This window comes from Desulfovibrio sp., assembly GCF_047607245.1.
Classification (GTDB): Bacteria; Desulfobacterota; Desulfovibrionia; order Desulfovibrionales; family Desulfovibrionaceae; genus Desulfovibrio.
On sequence record NZ_JASGDK010000187.1, the window covers coordinates 1 to 17,202 of the forward strand.

Annotated in this window: 14 protein-coding genes; 8 read left to right on the forward strand and 6 right to left on the reverse strand. The window is 54.1% G+C overall.

Going from position 1 to position 17,202, the window contains the following annotated elements; translation table 11 throughout:
* The 5 genes from QM579_RS13560 to tyrS form a co-directional block, all read left to right on the forward strand.
* A partial coding sequence (locus tag QM579_RS13560; RefSeq protein ID WP_414999659.1) for a sulfite exporter TauE/SafE family protein occupies positions 1 to 1,004 on the forward strand: 1,004 nt, incomplete at its 5' end.
* Between the two features lie 2 nt (positions 1,005 to 1,006).
* On the forward strand, positions 1,007 to 1,738 hold the full coding sequence (locus QM579_RS13565; protein ID WP_414999660.1) for a hypothetical protein: 732 nt from the start codon (positions 1,007 to 1,009) through the stop codon (positions 1,736 to 1,738).
* Positions 1,739 to 2,677: 939 nt separating this feature from the next.
* Positions 2,678 to 3,550: a hypothetical protein gene (locus tag QM579_RS13570; protein WP_414999661.1), complete on the forward strand. Its 873-nt coding sequence runs from the start codon at positions 2,678 to 2,680 to the stop codon at positions 3,548 to 3,550.
* 824 nt (positions 3,551 to 4,374) lie between these two features.
* Positions 4,375 to 4,623 (forward strand): hypothetical protein, encoded by a 249-nt coding sequence (locus tag QM579_RS13575; protein WP_414999662.1) that lies wholly within the window; start codon positions 4,375 to 4,377, stop codon positions 4,621 to 4,623.
* A gap of 169 nt (positions 4,624 to 4,792) precedes the next feature.
* Complete coding sequence (tyrS, locus tag QM579_RS13580) at positions 4,793 to 5,989, forward strand: tyrosine--tRNA ligase (RefSeq protein WP_414999663.1); 1,197 nt, start codon at positions 4,793 to 4,795, stop codon at positions 5,987 to 5,989.
* 93 nt (positions 5,990 to 6,082) lie between these two features.
* Here tyrS and QM579_RS13585 read toward each other — a convergent pair whose 3' ends face one another.
* The gene (locus tag QM579_RS13585; RefSeq protein WP_414999664.1) at positions 6,083 to 6,775 is read right to left on the reverse strand and encodes a hypothetical protein; all 693 of its coding nucleotides are present in this window, start codon (positions 6,773 to 6,775) and stop codon (positions 6,083 to 6,085) included.
* A gap of 314 nt (positions 6,776 to 7,089) precedes the next feature.
* Complete coding sequence (locus tag QM579_RS13590) at positions 7,090 to 7,782, reverse strand: aspartate/glutamate racemase family protein (RefSeq protein ID WP_414999665.1); 693 nt, start codon at positions 7,780 to 7,782, stop codon at positions 7,090 to 7,092.
* Positions 7,783 to 7,881: 99 nt separating this feature from the next.
* Here QM579_RS13590 and QM579_RS13595 point away from each other — a divergent pair, with 99 nt between their 5' ends.
* Together QM579_RS13595 and QM579_RS13600 are read left to right on the forward strand one after the other, a co-directional pair.
* Positions 7,882 to 9,099: a bifunctional nucleoside/nucleotide kinase/histidine phosphatase family protein gene (locus QM579_RS13595; protein ID WP_414999666.1), complete on the forward strand. Its 1,218-nt coding sequence runs from the start codon at positions 7,882 to 7,884 to the stop codon at positions 9,097 to 9,099.
* A 206-nt stretch (positions 9,100 to 9,305) separates the two neighbouring features.
* A complete protein-coding gene (locus tag QM579_RS13600) occupies positions 9,306 to 11,066 on the forward strand; it encodes a methyl-accepting chemotaxis protein (protein ID WP_414999667.1) in 1,761 nt (586 codons plus the stop codon).
* 375 nt (positions 11,067 to 11,441) lie between these two features.
* On the opposite strand, the gene QM579_RS13605 is transcribed toward QM579_RS13600, so the two are convergent.
* Positions 11,442 to 11,726, reverse strand: a complete 285-nt coding sequence (locus QM579_RS13605) for a hypothetical protein (protein ID WP_414999668.1) — start codon at positions 11,724 to 11,726, stop codon at positions 11,442 to 11,444.
* Between the two features lie 33 nt (positions 11,727 to 11,759).
* Here QM579_RS13605 and QM579_RS13610 point away from each other — a divergent pair, with 33 nt between their 5' ends.
* Positions 11,760 to 13,520 carry a methyl-accepting chemotaxis protein gene (locus QM579_RS13610; protein ID WP_414999669.1) on the forward strand — a complete coding sequence of 587 codons (1,761 nt, stop codon included), beginning with the start codon at positions 11,760 to 11,762 and terminating at the stop codon, positions 13,518 to 13,520.
* Between the two features lie 343 nt (positions 13,521 to 13,863).
* Here QM579_RS13610 and QM579_RS13615 read toward each other — a convergent pair whose 3' ends face one another.
* The 3 genes from QM579_RS13615 to QM579_RS13625 form a co-directional block, all read right to left on the reverse strand.
* Positions 13,864 to 14,160, reverse strand: a complete 297-nt coding sequence (locus QM579_RS13615) for an ACT domain-containing protein (protein ID WP_414999670.1) — start codon at positions 14,158 to 14,160, stop codon at positions 13,864 to 13,866.
* The gene (gene ilvB / locus QM579_RS13620) at positions 14,157 to 15,833 is read right to left on the reverse strand and encodes an acetolactate synthase large subunit (protein WP_414999671.1); all 1,677 of its coding nucleotides are present in this window, start codon (positions 15,831 to 15,833) and stop codon (positions 14,157 to 14,159) included. Before ilvB ends, QM579_RS13615 begins: the two co-directional genes overlap by 4 nt.
* A 287-nt stretch (positions 15,834 to 16,120) precedes the next feature.
* Positions 16,121 to 17,202: transporter associated domain-containing protein (locus QM579_RS13625; protein ID WP_414999672.1), on the reverse strand; the 1,082-nt coding region annotated here is incomplete at its 5' end.

Genomic DNA, 17,202 nt, shown 5'->3' on the forward strand with positions numbered 1-17,202 from the left:
CAGGAAGATGTTGGTGGTGTATCGGCGCTGGCGGCGGTTTCATCATTACCCCGGCGCTTATGGCCGTGGGCGTCAAAGGCATCCTGGCGGTGGGCACAGACCTGTTCCACATTTTCGCCAAAGCCATCATGGGCACCACGGTGCACAAAAAACTCGGAAACGTTTCGGGCAAACTGGCCGTAGCATTTCTGGCCGGGTCCATTATCGGAACATTTATCGGCGGCGCCATCAATAAAGGCCTTTACAACGCCGACCCCCTGCTTTCAGAACTGTTTATTAGTAGTATTTATGCTGTTTTGTTAGGTTTTCTTGGTTTTTATGCTTTGTTTGACTTCTTGAAGAGCTCGCGCGGCGGCGCTGGCGCCAGCCAGGACGCCCACGGCGGCGGCTCAGGCATGACTGGCCTCGCTGTGAAGCTTCAGGGCTTTCGCATGCCCCCAATGATTTCCTTTGATGAAGACCTTGTGCCTGGCGGCCGCCGCATTTCCGGCTGGATTGTCGCCGCAGGCGGCGTGTTTGTGGGCCTTTTGGCCGCCATTATGGGCGTGGGCGGCGGCTTTGTCACCTTCCCGATGTTCGTGTACATCTTCGGCGTGTCCTCAATGACCACCGTGGGTACCGATATTCTGCAAATTATCTTTACCGCTGGTTTTGCCGCCATTGGTCAGTACGCCATTTACGGCTACGTGTTCTACACCCTGGCCATCGGCATGCTGCTCGGTTCACTGCTTGGCATCCAGGTTGGCGCTCTGACCACCAAGGTGGTCAAAGGCATCCACATCCGCGGCTTCTACGCAATCTCCATCATTGCCGGTTTTATCAACCGCGCCGCCACCCTGCCCAAAAAGCTGGTGGAAATGGAAGTGCTGAACTGGTCGCCCAGCGTTGTGGGTATTATCGAAAGCGTGGGCAACGTCGTTTTCTGGGTCGTTGTGGCGTTCTTCGGTGTCTGGGTATTCAGCAAGTTCTTCCTTAATATTGGCAAGCTCAGAGGGGAGGCCTGATTATGCTCGTACATGCTAAAGCACCCTTTATCCGTGGTTGCCTGCTGCTGGTTTCGTTCCTTATCCTTTTCGTGATCATGCTCATGCCCCTCATGAAGGATGAGCTTGGTAACCATATGACCGGTCTGCAGTACGCGGACAACGTATTCAACGAACTGTCCAAGGGGTCTTCCTACTTCATTCCTGGCGTGCGTAACAGCGTCAAGACCATGGATGGCAAGTCTGTTCAGCTCAGCATCAAATTCAAAAAAGCTGACATGGCTGCTCTGGCCGGGTTCGTGCTTGAAAAGTCCGGCGCTACTGAAGTGCGCGTTGAAGACAGCAAGGTCACCTTCTCCGGCGACCTCGGCGTTATCCTGACTTCGGCCACTGATGACGCTGACAACCTGTACAAAAACGATGCTAATGCCGTTGAGCAGAAATATGACGGCCAGCCTGCCCTCAAAGTTGCGGCAGCCTGGTGGTATCTGCTTTCGCCCAGCATCAAGGAACTGCAAAAGCAGCACAAGATTGAAGAAGCCCAGGTCGTTGACAACGTAATGCGTCGCGCCATCGAACCCGGCAACAACTTCTTCAGCGTGCCGCCTGCCAAGGTCTCCGAGCATCTTATTCTCATGAGCGCCATGCTCATCTTCTATGTGCTCTACACCCTGTGGTACGGCTTTGCCATCTTCGAACTTTTCGAAGGCATGGGCTTGGCCATGACCAAGTCCAAGGTAAAGCAGGAAAGCTAAGCATCTCCTGACCAAACGCTTAAACGGGCTGCCTGCAAGGGCAGCCCGTTTTCGTTGTTCCACGCAACGTACATGAAAAAAAGGACGCATGCTGCCCAATGAAATGCAGTAATAGTTGTGTTACATTTTAGCCGTATGTTGCTGCATAAACGTCATTTGACCACAGACAAAAACTGCCACAACATGACTTAAATAGTTTTTGCGGAAAACGATGGGACGGCCCAGCCAAACGCCCGACGTGAAAACGCAAGCGCAACTTCTGCTCTTGTCTGCAGCACGTGCCCAAGCCGCTGACGCAGTCGCTCCACAAGGCAGGCCAGCAACACTGCGGATGCTTCAAATGGTGCGGCCGCGAATCCAACATGCTTGCAGAAGGCTATTTATCTGATAGGTACGCGCCGCAGCAGACGTGTTTGAACTGAGAGTGCATATCTTTAAAGTATTGTGCGCCAGCATTATATGCTGACAATCTAAATAGTTGACAGCAATAGAAATAGTATTTTTACCAGAATTGCTGTAACATGACTGCAATACATAAAAGTTTTTCATATATTAATTTGAAAGTATATTTTTATATTTCACATATAGGGTTTTTTAAAACTGACTAATCACAATACGCCTAGCTTATTGCACTATCAGGCAATAACTGTGATAAAATTATTCATTGCATGCGCAACATTTTACGACAAGCAAAACAAACCGCCGCTTTCATTGACTAACTGATAGCAGTATCGTAATATAACTCATTAGCTTTTATGCCATAATACCTGCCTGCCAGGTCGGCTTTTCATCTGAACGGCAAACTCTGTCCAGCCTTACGAAAAAGCCTCTGTGCGTATCCCGAAGATTTTTACTTCATCCTGACTATGAATAATGCTCCGGGAGAAGTCTTCCATTCGCAAAAACAGCCGCCCCCAGGCAGCACAGAATGAGAGCTAAATGAGCGTTGCCAACACCTACTGTCTCTGGAACTCCAACACAACAGAAGCATTTGCCTGCGCCATGCGGCAAAGGGTCAGCGTGCGTGTCAGAAGCTGCCTGTTTCATCAGGGCTGCCTGACAGACATGGTTTTGCACGGTAAATTCCGCAGTGTTGAGGGCCGTGAGGCACAGTTCATAGTGCGCCACAAAGAAGTGATTCCGGGAAAAAGCAAAGCTCTGGAAAACACCTGCGAATTCTTTTTTTGCCTGGAAGAGGAAAGTTCTTCCGGCAAGGTTCGCTTGGGGTATCAAGGGCCGGGCCAAGTGCTGGAAGTCGGATACAACGAAAAAAACGAGCTGCGCAACCTGCGCCTGCGTCTTGCCAACAACTGCTCTGTGCGTCAGATGCGCCGCGACAAAAGGATCCCCTGGAGCACAGACCGTAGTCGCCTTGCGGGCGTTGTTCCCCTGGAAGAAGTCCCCGCCACAAGAACTGATTTGCGTGGCCTGCTGGCCCAATACTACAACTCCAGCCACCCCAACCCGCTGCCACTGGTGAACATTTCTGCGGGCGGCGTATGTGCCTGCATTCCTGATGACCTCGCCAAACTTTCCAGAACAAGCAATTTTTCCTACCTTTTCTTCATTGTGCCCAGTACAGCTCCGGCAACTGCACCGCCCTACATTTTTCTTTCAAAAAAAATGGGCCTCTGCCGCAACCTGTGCGATGAGGGTACTGCCCTGCGCCTTTTATTCACTGAAGAACTCAATTGGGATTCGCCAGGGCCGAATCTCAAATGGAATGACATCCTTGCCTCGGGCTCCAACCGCCTGCGTGCCTGCCTTGAAGACTATTACGACAACGAAGATGAAATTCCGCTGACCGCCTGAACCGTCTTTAGCCCCAACCTGTGCTCGGTGGTGGTATGCTGAGGCAACGCCGCCGCCTGCGGATTTATTTACACGCATACCTTGCCATACGTTACTTCTTGCCTGTCGTCCTTAGCGCAGAGTAATTTTGAAATGCATCACATTTTAAAGTTGTCATTCTGCCAAAGTACGATTTTGGCAGAATCCACGCCGCGTTGGGGCGTGCTGCATTCTCAAGATTCACGGCACTCGTGTTGTGGCGCTTAACCGCCTCAAGTAATAGCCGGGGTTCTTTGCGCAGCCACCACCGAAGGCCTGAAGCCGCACCAACACCTCAACGGCGGCAGGCGGCGGCAGCCGCCGGAGCAATCCCCCAATAAACTGGCTCTTGCTGCCTCACGCGGCCAACACCATTTTTTCAGCTGTGCGGCGTCAGCCCTCTATGATGGCTCGTTACCCGCCGGACTGTTAGACAATCGTAATCACGTGCGAACATCTCACCTGTAACAACAGGGCAACCCCAGATGCACGCGGATAAGGCGCAGGCTGGGACCGTCAATTTATTTGCTTCACGTTCTCAAAGCTGGCAAACAGCCGGGCATCATATGTACGCTTTGCCATACGTGATTTTCACCAGCACCATAGGCCATCCATGTATTTTCGGTGGGTTGTCCGCCTGTGCCCGACACTCCAAATACGTCTCCATCAGTCTCTACCGTGCCGGGACAGGGAAAAATTGCCCGATACGATTGGTGGCATTCAAATTGCATACTTTTAGAACATCCGTCCCAAGCGGAAAGTTTGACCCCACCCGCGCATGCGGCCATATAATAGAGGACACCGTCATGGAAATTTCCGGCATCAATACATTCCATCCCTTTACGTTCACGCGCACCGACAAGGACGATTCCGGCTCCACCCCCGCAGCTGTGCAGGATGTTGTCAATCTGAGCACGCCCAAGCTGCTGGAAGATCATGAAGTGGATTCTGTCATGGATGACACCCTTAATATGATCGCACAGGACAACGTTGGCGCTCTTTCGGTCCATAGCGGCCTGAGCCAGAGCCGGGTTTTCGCCCTGCTTGGCATGTAGCCCTGTGGGCTGCGGGAATAAAATTTCGCAACATATACAGTGAAAATTTGACACTGGCTCAGGCTTGAGGCTATCGTTCTCAGTCTGCACTTGGCACAGAACTTTGTTCTGTGCCGTGTTTTTTACTAACAGCACTGTATTACCGCAGCCAGCATAAGAGGACAGGGTGATGACCGATATTGACCGCCAAATGGCTACCATCAAGCGCGGCGTGGCCGAACTGATCGACGAGAACGAATTACGCAAAAAAATCGCTCGCGGTACGCCCCTACGCATCAAGGTGGGCTTTGACCCCACCGCCCCTGACCTGCATCTGGGACATACGGTGGTCATGCACAAGATGCGCCATTTTCAGGAACTGGGGCATCATGTGATCTTTCTTATCGGTGACTTCACCGGGCGTATCGGTGACCCTTCCGGCCGGTCTGAAACCCGCCCCCCCCTCACCGAAGAACAGGTGATGGCCAATGCCGAGACCTACAAAAAGCAGGTCTTCAAAATCCTTGACCCCGAGAAAACTGAAGTCGCCTTCAACTCGGCATGGCTTGGCAAAATGGACGCCACAGGATTCATCAAACTGGCCTCCAGCTATACTGTGGCCCGCATGATGGAACGCGACGACTTTGAAAAGCGCTTTCGTGAACAGCGCCCCATTTCCATTCATGAATTTCTTTATCCGCTCTGTCAGGGCTATGACTCCGTCGCGCTCAAAAGCGATGTGGAAATGGGCGGAACTGACCAGAAGTTCAACCTGCTGGTCGGGCGTAACCTTCAGGCCCATTATGGCATTGAAAGCCAGTGCATTCTCACCATGCCCCTGCTGGAAGGCACGGACGGCGTACGCAAGATGTCCAAGTCTTACGGCAACTATATTGGCATCGACGAAGCGCCCTCAGAAATCTTCGGCAAGGTCATGGCCGTCTCTGACGAGCTTATGTGGCGCTACTACGAACTGCTTTCCTCCAAAAGCCTTGAAGACATCGCCAGCCTGAAAAAAAGCGTTGCTGGCGGCGAAGTACACCCCAAGGCAGCCAAGGAAGCTCTGGCGCATGAAATGGTCAGCCGCTATCACAGCCCCAAGGACGCAGACGAAGCCCAGCAGGGATTCAATGCGGTTTTTGCTGGCGGCGGAGTTCCGGACGATATGCCCGAGCACCAGTGCCAGAATGGCGAAGACAGCACCCCGCCTGTTTTTCTTGAAGCCGCCGGTCTGGTCAAAAGCCGTGGCGAAGCTAAACGCCTCATGAAGGAAGGCGCGCTTGCCATTGACGGCCAGCGTTGCGAAGACGCAATAAGCCCTCTGCCCGCAGGCGAATACGTGGTAAAGCTCGGCAAAAAACGCTTTCTTAAGCTTATTGTGCGCTAGCCTGCAGGCCGCGCGCGCAAGGCAAATTTTGCCATAAAAAAGGGCAGCCATTATACAGGCTGCCCTTTTTTATGGCGTATCGAACTCTTGAAACTATACAACGACTAAAATTCCAAATGTTTCAGACTGCCCGCCCGTTGACCCTCCGGCAGCCATTACGGTACTGGCGACGCCTGCCCCCGAATCCAAGGATTCCCCAAGCAAAACGCGACCCGCAGTAGTCAGGTTGCCTGATGCGGCCCCAGCCGGCTCAATAGCGCCCTTGGAAGTCACTGAACCAGCCACGGTCGCCAGATTTGCAGCTATATTTGCAGCCAGATCGCCCGCCTTGCCTGCCAACCCGTCTGATAATCCGCTTGGTAACCCGTTTGACAAAGGATCTGGCACGCTACCCGGCGAATTGGCAGCAGCCTCTGCTATTGCAGGATCTGCCGCCGATGCAGCATCCTTGTTGTCCGCCGGGTTTTTCTGATTTTGTTTGGCTTTTTCTTCAAGCCGCCGGCGCAGTTCATCCAGATTTCTTTCTGATGCCTCAAACGCGCTCTGCTGCATGTCGAAGCCCATTTGCCGGGCGGCTTTTTTGCCCTCAAGGATGCGCTGTGACATGCTCTCCGTTGCGGCACACGCGGCCATACCAGCGGCCAAAATACTGCTTTGTCTGCTGGACATGGCCTGCTTGTCTGCTTGAGCAGCCAGGTGCCTGCCTCTGGTATAGCGCGATTCTTCGCTGCTGGCGCTGAAAAAATTCTGCGCCATAATGCTGTCTGAACCGATTCGTATACTCATGATGGCCTCAGCAGGTTTTGATAATTTGGGTATGCTCCCTGCTTGTAGTATCGGCCCGTATAGCAAATACATTATAGAAAAAGGCATTTGAGATTATTACACCGTATGCCGATGTGGATTTGCCCAAATGTCGGTATTGCCGCGAACATCGATAACGCGGCACAGCAAAAAAACACTTCTTGCAGCACATGTTGATCGCGAAACTTTCAACAGACAAGAACGGGCGCTGTTGGTTCAACCAAGCTGCAAGTATCCGCTTGCGCTTCAATAGCCCCAAAAGACATGCATGGCGCCCTTGGCCCGCTGTCGGCATATCAGCAATCCAGCGCCAGCTCTGCCGCCGCAGTGGCGTGCAGCAGCGTTGTGTCCAGCATGGGGGCGTCGGTATCCTGCGGGCGCACCAGCAGGCCAATCTCGGTGCAGCCGAGCACTATCCCCTGCGCACCCTGCCTGCGCAGCCCGTCAATGACAGACAAAAGCTTTTGCCGCGAGGCATCTTCAATGCGGCCCATACACAGCTCCTGGAAAATGACATCATTGATCATGCCCCTGTCTTCAGCATCAGGGGTGAGCACTTCGATGCCCCGCCGCTGCAACACGCCACTGTAGAAATCTTCCTCCATTGTGTACCGTGTGCCCAGCAGGGCTGCCTTGGTCATACCCCGGCGCAATAATTCGTCCGCAGTAACCTCCGCCAGATGCAGCAAGGGAACGCTGACGGCTGCCGCCACCTGTGGAGCCACCTTGTGCATGGTATTGGTGCAGATAAGCATAAAATCTGCCCCGCCGCGCTCCAGACGGCGAGCACCATCGGCCAGAATGGCTGCAGCATCATCCCATCGCCCTTTGGCCTGACAGGTTTCAATTTCAGCAAAGTCCACACTCAACAGCAGACATTTTGCCGAATGAAAACCACCAAGCCGCTGCTTAACCACGCGGTTGATTATCTGATAATAGGAAACCGTACTTTCCCAGCTCATGCCGCCTAACAGGCCGATAGTTTTCATGTTCACTCCCTGAATGTAATGGTGCAATGCGGCGCAGTCTGAACGTCCGCTTGCTTTTATTTGGGGGTCTTATACCGTACTCTGCCAAGGGGAGGCCATATGCACAAACTCTATGTAGCCATGGTGGGGCTGCCCGCCCGCGGCAAGTCCACGCTGGCCAAACGTATTCGCGACGGTCTTATGGCCGAGGGCATTCAGGCAAAGCTCTTCAACAACGGCGACATGCGCCGGGCGCTTATGGGCGCGGAGTCTACGAGCCCTGATTTTTACAATCCATCTAATGCGGCGGGCCGTGAAGCCCGTGAAATGATCTGCCGCCGCAATATGGACCTGGCCCGTGGATGGCTGGCCGATGGAGGCGAGGTGGCCATTCTGGACGCCACCAATGTAAGCCGGGGCCGCCGCCGTATGATTGAGAGCACGCTGACCGACCACCCGGTTCTGTTTGTTGAGTGCGTCAACGAAGACCAGCTTTTGCTCAAGGCATGTATTCGGCGCAAAACCACGCTGCCGGAATATGCGGCCTACAGCGAAGAAGAGGCCCTGCAAAGCTTCATGAAGCGCATAAGCTACTATGAAGCCATCTACGAACCGCTGGAAGAAGAAAAATTCTGGCTCTGTGTAGACTCCACAGCCAACCGGATTCTGGCAGAGCGCCCCTGCGAAGGCTCGCCCTTCTACCCCGCCATACGCGAAATTGTGGTCAGCGCGTGGGTTCACTGTCTGTATCTCGTACGTCACGGACAAACGGAATTCAATGTTCGTGGCCGCATTGGCGGCGATCCGCCCCTCACAGCCAAGGGACGCGCCCAGGCCGAAGCCCTGGCCCAGCATATGCGCCATAAGGAAATCGACTGGGTTTTCACATCGACCCGTTTGCGTTCACACGAAACAGCTGCTCCCTTGCTGGCCGAGCGCCCCGGAGCCCATATAATGGCCTTCAAAGAATTTAACGAAATATGGGCCGGAGACTGCGAGGGCATGCTGTACAGCGAGATACGGGAAAGAATGCCCCAGGTCACCGCCGGGCGCAATGCCAACAAATTCGCCTATGCCTATCCCAACGGGGAAAGCTATGCACTGCTGGGCGAGCGCGTACAGCGCGGCCTGCGGCGTGCCCTGTTTCTTGCTGGCGACACGCCCCTTGTTATTGTGGGGCATCAGGCTATCAACCGCGTCTTGCTGTCGCTCTTTTTGCGCCAGCGAAGCGAAGACGTCCCATACATTTACATTCCCCAAAACCAGTATTACCACATCAGCCTGACGCCGCGCCGCAAGGTCTTTGAGCGGGTTCCCTATCAGGATGACAGCAGATAAATCTTATCAATTTACTTGCCTTTATTGATAATAGGTTTTACTATTAGTCACACTGAAGCTATGGGCGGTTGCTCTATTCTGATTTTGCGTCATGTAAAATACGGATTTTGTGGCGGTAACCCTCAAGAAAAAACCTTACTAACCGATTGGTATATATGTTGGCCCCTGCACATGTTGTGAGGGCAATAAGAACTAAGGACACCCCAATGAAACTACAAACAAAACTTTTGGCCGGTTTTATTATTTCGGCCCTAATCACTTTGTCGGTAGGCATTTTTGCCGCTTCACGGCTGCACGATATGAGCAAGGCCGACACTGTTCTTTACACCCGCGCCGTGGAGCCTATGGGCGACCTGCTCAACATCGCAGCGTATTTTCAACGCATCAGACTTAATGTGCTGGACTTCATAAGCACAAACAATGAAGCCACAAAAGAACGCGCACGTACGGTCATCCCCCAGTTTCGTTCCATAATTGACAGCAGCGCCGTCAAAGTTGAAGCGACCCTGATCTCTGACGAAGCGCGCAGAATCATAGTTGAATACAAGGAACGCCGTCAGGATTTCAGAAAGCTGACCGACGAAGTCATGACTATGGTTACGGCAGGCAACAAGGAAGAAGCCTACACGCTGTGGAGCGGCAAGGGCCGTGAAATATCTACGGCCTACCAGAAGGCCATTGACGCCCTTGTAGCCTCAAAACGCGAGCAGGGCAGTCTGTTGGCCAGCCACAACGCCAATCTGGCCGATACGTCCAGCTATCTTCTTTACATTGCTCTTGGCTTTGGCCTTTTGCTTTCCATCACTATGGGCGTCTTGCTGACACGCAATATAATGCAGCAGCTTGGTGAAGATCCCGGCTATCTGGCCAGCGTGGCGGGTGAAATAGCACGTGGCAACCTTGAGGTGAACTTCCGGGCGCAAAAACGGCCCGGCGGCGTCTACCATGTGATGCAGAGCATGGTGGGCACAATGAAAGAAAAAATAGCTGAAGCCGAAGAAAAAAGCGCTGAAGCTGCCCGCCAGGCGGAGCAGGCCCGTGTCGCTATGGAAGAGGCCCAGGAAGCCAAGGATGAAGCCTTGCACGCCAGAGCAGAAGGCATGTTGCAGGCTGCAAACCAGCTTGAAAATGTGGTGAATATCCTCACCTCGGCATCTGAAGAGCTTTCAGCGCAGATCGAGCAGTCCAGCCGTGGTTCTGACGAGCAGTCACTGCGCATCAGTGAAACTGCTACCGCTATGGAACAGATGAACGCCACCGTGCGCGAAGTGGCAAGCAACGCGGGGCACGCTTCTGAAATGTCCGGCAATGCCCGCGCGCAGGCTCAGGAAGGCGAGAACATCGTCTCCAGAGTGGTGCGCGGTATTGATGAAGTATCCAGGCAGAGCCAGGAACTCAAGCAGGACATGGATGTACTGAGCCACCAGGCCGAGGGTATCGGCCAGATTATGGGCGTTATTTCAGACATTGCAGACCAGACCAACCTGCTGGCGCTCAACGCGGCCATTGAAGCCGCCCGGGCTGGCGACGCCGGACGAGGCTTCGCGGTTGTGGCCGACGAGGTGCGCAAACTGGCCGAAAAGACAATGTCTGCCACGCATGAAGTGGGCCAGGTTATCAGCGGTATTCAGGAAGGCACACGTAAAAGCGTGACCGGAGTGGACCTTTCCATCAGCACCATTCAGGAAGCCACCAACCTTGCCAACCAGTCGGGCCAGACCCTGCGCAGCATCGTCGAGTTGGTCGATCAGACCAACGATCAGGTACGCTCCATTGCGGCTGCCAGTGAGGAACAGTCCGCAGCCAGTGAAGAAATCAACAGGTCTGTGGAGCAGGTTGCCACCATATCCGGCCAGACAGCGTCAGCTATGGGCCAGGCTGCTCAGGCTACGGCTGAACTGGCACGCCAGTCGCAGGTTTTGCAGCGCCTCATCAATGAGATGAAGGAAGAAAGCAGCAAAATTTAGCTGCAGCATCTGTGCACAGTAAAGGCCGTCCTTTTTTACAAAGGGCGGCCTTTTAATTTTTTACGATCCCTGAACGCGCACGACAAACAATCCTCCCCTGCAGTTTTCAGCCTGCGTTTTTTCCGCTATAGGGCCGGAAGGCCTGCAACTCCCAACTGCACCCGCGGCTTAAAAGCTTTACAGATATGCACATTCTGGATAAAGGCCAATTTTTTGTGCTTCCAGTACTTATTATATGTAACTAACCGAATATAATTATCTAATAACTGGACTAAAGATGCTTTGAAAGACATTTCAGATCTTGCATCACACCCTTATGACACTCAGTATCTTGCTGACATTATTATTAGTATATGTTTACAATAGGATATTTACCTAAATATAGCAAATAATATACTTATTTCGGCTAGATAATATCTGATAGACAAAAATAATGGCTATAGTTACATAAAAGTTTCCCCCTACTGGAAGGATGCTTTTACCCGGAATACATATTAAAAAAGTACGAATTGTATTCCTACCCTGAGTATCAACAATGAACATTGCCGGGCTTGCCACATCCAGCTGCAATGTCAGGAAGTTACGGACTACCGTCTCACGCCGAGGCGGGAAGAAATGACGGCTGAGCCAGCTTTCTGCAATGAACACATCTGTCGGCATGCCTTGCAGGATAATAACTACGTAAGGAATTATATGAAATTGCAGACAAAACTTCTGACCAGTTTTTTCTTTTGTGCTATCATCACTCTGGTGGTGGGGCTTTTTGCAAGTAACAGGCTGCACGCGCTGGACGATGCTGACAGTGTTCTGTACGAGCAAGTCGCGGCTCCCATGGCCGACCTGTTAAAAATAGCGGCCTCGTTCCAGCGCATCAGGGTTAATTTGCAGGAGTACACCGTCACGGAAGAGCAAGGGGTTAGGGAACACGCCCGCAGCACCATTTCCCAGTTACGCACGGTCATTGAAGCCAGTTCCAAAAAAGTGGAATCATCCTTGAATTCCACACGCGAAAAGCAAACTTTTGCAGACTATTTGCTCCACAGAACGGAATTCAGAAAGGTAATTGACGATGTCATGAGCATGGTTGACGCCGGAGAACGCGTCAAAGCCTACAAGTATCTGAGCACCGGAGGCCTGGAATTTGCCACCACCTACCAGAAGAGCATTGACGCTCTGGTGGCAGTCAAGGTGGAGCAAGGCCAGGCCCTGGCCATCAGCAACACTGACTTGGCCAATACTACCAGCAGTTTGCTCTACTTGGCTATGGTTTTGGGCGTGTTGCTTTCCGTAACGTTGGGCATTTTGCTGACACGCAACATCATGCAGCAGCTTGGTGAAGATCCCGGCTATCTGGCCAGCGTGGCGGGTGAAATAGCACGTGGCAACCTTGAAGTGGACTTCCGGGCGCAAAAGCGGCCCGGCGGCGTCTACCATGTGATGCAAAATATGGTTGGCACCATGAAGGAAAAAATAGCCGAAGCCGTGGAAAAAAGTGCAGAAGCTGCCAGACAGGCCGACCAGGCCAACATAGCCATGAAGGAGGCCCAGGCAGCCAAGGATGAAGCGCAGCACGCCAGAGCAGCAGGCATGTTGCAGGCTGCAAGCCAGCTTGAAAATGTGGTGAACATCCTTACGTCGGCATCTGAAGAACTCTCCGCGCAGATAGAGCAGTCCAGCCGAGGCGCAGAAGATCAATCGCAGCGCATCAGTGAAACAGCCACCGCAATGGAGCAAATGAACGCCACTGTGCGTGAAGTGGCCAGCAACGCGGGGCACGCTTCGGAAATGTCTGGGCATGCCCGAACCCAGGCGCAAAAAGGCGAAAGCATCGTGTCCAAAGTGGTGCACGGAATTGACGAGGTCTCCAGGCAAAGTCAGGAAGTCAAGCAGGATATGGACACCCTGAGCCAGCAGGCCGAGGGAATCGGCCAGATTATGGGCGTTATTTCAGACATCGCAGACCAGACCAACCTGCTGGCCCTCAACGCTGCCATTGAAGCCGCCCGGGCTGGCGACGCCGGACGAGGCTTCGCGGTTGTGGCCGACGAGGTGCGCAAACTGGCTGAAAAAACTATGTCTGCCACACATGAAGTGGGCCAGGTTATCAGCGGCATTCAGGAAGGCACCCGTAAAAGTGTGGTTGGAGTCGACCGCTCCATCAGCAACATTCAGGAAGCCACCAATCTTGCCAAAGAATCTGGCCAGACCCTGCGCAGTATTGTGGAACTGGTAGACCAGACCAACGATCAGGTGCGCTCCATTGCTGCTGCAAGCGAAGAACAGTCTGCAGCAAGTGATGAAATAAGTCGTTCTGTGGAACAGGTTGCCACCATATCCGGCCAGACGGCGTCAGCTATGGGCCAGGCTGCCCAGGCTACGGCTGAACTGGCACGCCAGTCGCAGGTGTTGCAGCGCCTCATCAATGAGATGAAGGAAGAAAGCAGTAAAATCTAAGGCTGTTGCTCCAGAGTGCAGGGTTCCGCAACGCGGCCTGTATTGTGCCGGAAATTGCATTTTAGGCACAATGACAACTTTGAACGGTTCGCATTTCAAAGTTAACCTGCCTTAATGATTTTGCGCCAAGGCAAGGAAAAAGGCTTTTTTCGAAAAGAGTGTACTTTTGTGGTACATGACGGGAGTAAAAAATGGCCTTTTGCCGCAGCCAGCTGGGCAAAAGCATTATTTAAAAACAGACCCTGGGAAACCGGAACTGAAAACACCCGGTCCCCGCACTAATTCCAGAGAGCCGCGCACGAATGACGTGCGCGGCTTCTGTTATACAGCAGCCCAAACTTTTTTAGTGTTCAAGGCATCCGGCCAACTTGCTGAAAAGCGCGGGTTCAGCTTGCCCTACCCGCACATCCAGCACGTCGTGCAGTTTGCTCACCTGTTTGATGATCTGGTCCATACGGCCATCATCTTTGACCACCAGCCACATGCGGCAGGTGGCCCCGCCAGCTTCGGGAGTAACCAGAATCCCCTCAAGGTTATATGCGCGCCCGGCAAACAGACCGCAAATATGCGACATAACGCCGGGATGGTTGTTAACACTCAGGCGCAACATGGTAAGAGCATTTTTGATGGAACTGTTCATAACGGACTCCCCTCAATCATTTGGCTGTTGGCCGCTCCGGGCGGCACCATCGGAAAAACCTTGTCTTCTGCGCGCACCTGAACTTCAATCAGGCAAGGGCCGGGCTTGCCCAAAAACTCTTTCAGTACCCGCTGTGGATCTTTTTCAGTATTGAGCCTGGCTGCGGGCAGACCGAACCCCTTGGCAATCTGCACAAAATCCGTGCGGGTGGTGTAGGCGGAACAGGTAATCCGGCCATCAAAGAAAAGATCCTGCTGTTGCTGCACAAGCCCCAGCCCGTTGTTGTTGCACAAAATTATTTTCACATTGGCCCCGGTTTCAGCAGCGGTGGCCATTTCCTGAATATTCATGAGCAAGCTGCCGTCACCGGTAAAGCATACCGCCGTGCCCCCGCGCAGTTCGAGCGCTGCGCCTATGGCAGCGGGCAGGCCAAAGCCCATTGTGCCCAAACCGCCAGACGTCAGCCACTGGCGGGGTCTGCTCATGGGGTAAGCCTGGGCCACACGCATCTGGTGCTGGCCAACATCCGTGGCAATAACTGCCTCATCGGTCAGCAGATCCGCTACGTGGCGAATAATGCCGTATGGCGAGAGGATGTCATCTTCACGGTCAAACCGCAGCCCGTGTGTGACTTTACAGGCAGTTACGCGATCCAGCCAGGAGTCACGCAGACGTGGCTGCAACAGGGGCATAAGCAAACGCAGAGCCTGAGTGGCGTCAGCGGTCAGGCCCACTTGCGGCGTGCGCAGCTTGCCCACCTCGCTGGCGTCGATATCAATGTGTATAAGCCCGCTCTTGGGGCAAAAACTGTCCAGCCGCCCGGTGGCTCTGTCGCCCAGGCGAGCGCCCACCACCACAAGAACATCGCATTCTTCCACAAGCATATTTGATGCGCGTGCGCCGTGCATACCCAGCATGCCCACAGCCAACTCGTGTCCGTGGGGCACCACGCCAAGCCCCTGCAGAGACATCACCGCCGGAATATGCTGCTGCTCTATAAACTCCAGCACTGCCGCAGCGGCTTGCGGCGACGATGTGCCGCCGCCAAGCAAAAGCAGCGGGCGTTCTGCCGCATTCAGAAGTTCCGCCGCTCTGGCCAGCGCGGCGCTGTCTGCTTCGGGCATGGGCGAGGCCTTGCCGGGTTCGGGCAGGCAATCCACTTCGGCGGCAGCCACCTGCACGTCGCGCGGAATATCCACCAGCACCGGGCCGGGGCGGTCGCTTACCGCAATGGAAAAAGCCTCGGCAATAACTTTCGGCAACTCTTCGGGGGAACGCACAAGAAAATTGTGTTTGGTCGCTGGAATAGACATGCCGTAGATGTCCACTTCCTGAAAAGCGTCAGTGCCAATCATGCTCTGCGGAACCTGCCCGGTGATGCAGACCAGAGGGACCGAATCCATGCGGGCATCGGCCAGGGCTGTAAGCGTATTGGTGGCGCCAGGCCCTGAAGTGGCAAACAGCACGCCGGGACGGCCAGATACCCGGGCCATGCCCTGAGCCATAAAGCCCGCGCCCTGCTCATGCCGCGCCAGAACATGACGGATTTTACCGCTGCGCCCCAGCGCATCATACAAGGGAAGGTTGAAACCGCCGGGAATACCGGCAATGCAGGTAACGCCCTGATTTTCAAGCAGGCGGATGGTTAATTCGGCTCCAGAAAGACGTAACATCGCCACAAGGCTCCTTTTGCGTTGGCTGGGACTCGCTGGCGGTTTTCCGGTATAAAAAAACCCCGCCAGCTCGCGCCGGCGGGGTTCAGATATGTCTTTTATTCTTCCCTGCTTATGACGCGCCTAAAGATCGGTCCCGTACTACTAGGCCGACCATAACGAGGCAAATCATGCCGCTGAAAGAAGAAGTGTTGTACATTGTCATACCGTGTTAAAACTACAGCCGATTCCCCGGCCTTGTCAACAAATTTGAATATTATCCCTGTCGCTGTATCGCGAACTTGCCGCTATTTGCCTTTCTTTCCCCTGCCTGAAGCTGGCAGCAGGCGAACCGCGCGCACTTCGTCGATGCGCCGCTTGTCCATACGGGTAATTTCCAGCTCCCATCCCTGATAATGCAGACGCTCGCCCTTTTCAGGTATGCGGCCAAGCCGCTCCAGAATAAACCCGGCCAACGTGGCGCTGTCGATGCGTTTGGGCAGGCTGATGCCGAGCCAGCTTGCAAAAAGATCCACCGTGAGCCGCCCCGGCATGACCCAGCTGCCGTCAGGACGGCGACAGGCTTCCGGCCCGGCGGGCATATCGCCCATCTGCCCGGCCAGCACGCTCAAAAGTTCAGCCGGGGTTATTACGCCCACCACGCTGCCGTATTCGTCGCGCACAAAGGCCAGCGGCGTGGGATGCGTGCGAAAATCTTCCATAATCACAGGCAGGGGCGTATGTTCAAAAATTGTAGGTGCAGGCCGGATGAAATTTTTCAGTTCCCATTTCTCCGTGGGGTGCTCGTCTTCGCGCATAAGGATGTCGCCGGGGTGCACCACCCCAAGCACTTCATCGGTGTCGCGCCGCAACACGGGCAACCACGCCAGACGCGACGCCGCAGCATGCCGGCTCACCGTATCACGGTCGGCATTACTGTCCAGCCAGTTTACACGCTGGCGCGGCACCATGATGAACCGGGCGGTGCGACCGCCAAGGCGGATAACGCGGGCAAGCATGGCCCGTTCTTCTGGCGCAAACAACAGTTCCTTGGTTTCACCTGCCAGAGCGGCGGCGTCGAGCTGCGTATCGCCCTGCCCGGGTGCGCTGCCTCCCAGAATATTCAGAATTACGCGTGCTGTGGATTCTCGCATGTCACGCATGCTGAAACGCCTGCGCCGATTGCGCAGCGCCCACTGATTGCACATTTCCACCAGAAGGGAAAAGACGATGGCCGCGTACATGTAGCCCTTGGGAATATGGAAGCCCAAACCGTCGGCCAACAGGCTCAGACCGATCATGAGCAGAAATCCCAGGCACAGCACAATGACCGTGGGGTGGCGCTCCATAAAGCCAAGCAGAGGACCGGCGGCCATGACCATAATGCCCA

What these genes read in the sequence shown, in the direction of transcription:
- QM579_RS13595 (WP_414999666.1), top strand. Translation starts at nt 7,882, where the DNA reads ATGCACAAACTCTATGTAGCCATGGTGGGGCTGCCCGCCCGCGGCAAG.
- QM579_RS13565 (WP_414999660.1), top strand. Translation starts at nt 1,007, where the DNA reads ATGCTCGTACATGCTAAAGCACCCTTTATCCGTGGTTGCCTGCTGCTG.
- ilvB (WP_414999671.1), bottom strand. Translation starts at nt 15,833, where the DNA reads ATGTTACGTCTTTCTGGAGCCGAATTAACCATCCGCCTGCTTGAAAAT.
- QM579_RS13610 (WP_414999669.1), top strand. Translation starts at nt 11,760, where the DNA reads ATGAAATTGCAGACAAAACTTCTGACCAGTTTTTTCTTTTGTGCTATC.
- QM579_RS13585 (WP_414999664.1), bottom strand. Translation starts at nt 6,775, where the DNA reads ATGAGTATACGAATCGGTTCAGACAGCATTATGGCGCAGAATTTTTTC.
- QM579_RS13570 (WP_414999661.1), top strand. Translation starts at nt 2,678, where the DNA reads ATGAGCGTTGCCAACACCTACTGTCTCTGGAACTCCAACACAACAGAA.
- QM579_RS13600 (WP_414999667.1), top strand. Translation starts at nt 9,306, where the DNA reads ATGAAACTACAAACAAAACTTTTGGCCGGTTTTATTATTTCGGCCCTA.
- QM579_RS13615 (WP_414999670.1), bottom strand. Translation starts at nt 14,160, where the DNA reads ATGAACAGTTCCATCAAAAATGCTCTTACCATGTTGCGCCTGAGTGTT.
- tyrS (WP_414999663.1), top strand. Translation starts at nt 4,793, where the DNA reads ATGACCGATATTGACCGCCAAATGGCTACCATCAAGCGCGGCGTGGCC.
- QM579_RS13590 (WP_414999665.1), bottom strand. Translation starts at nt 7,782, where the DNA reads ATGAAAACTATCGGCCTGTTAGGCGGCATGAGCTGGGAAAGTACGGTT.
- QM579_RS13575 (WP_414999662.1), top strand. Translation starts at nt 4,375, where the DNA reads ATGGAAATTTCCGGCATCAATACATTCCATCCCTTTACGTTCACGCGC.
- QM579_RS13605 (WP_414999668.1), bottom strand. Translation starts at nt 11,726, where the DNA reads ATGCCGACAGATGTGTTCATTGCAGAAAGCTGGCTCAGCCGTCATTTC.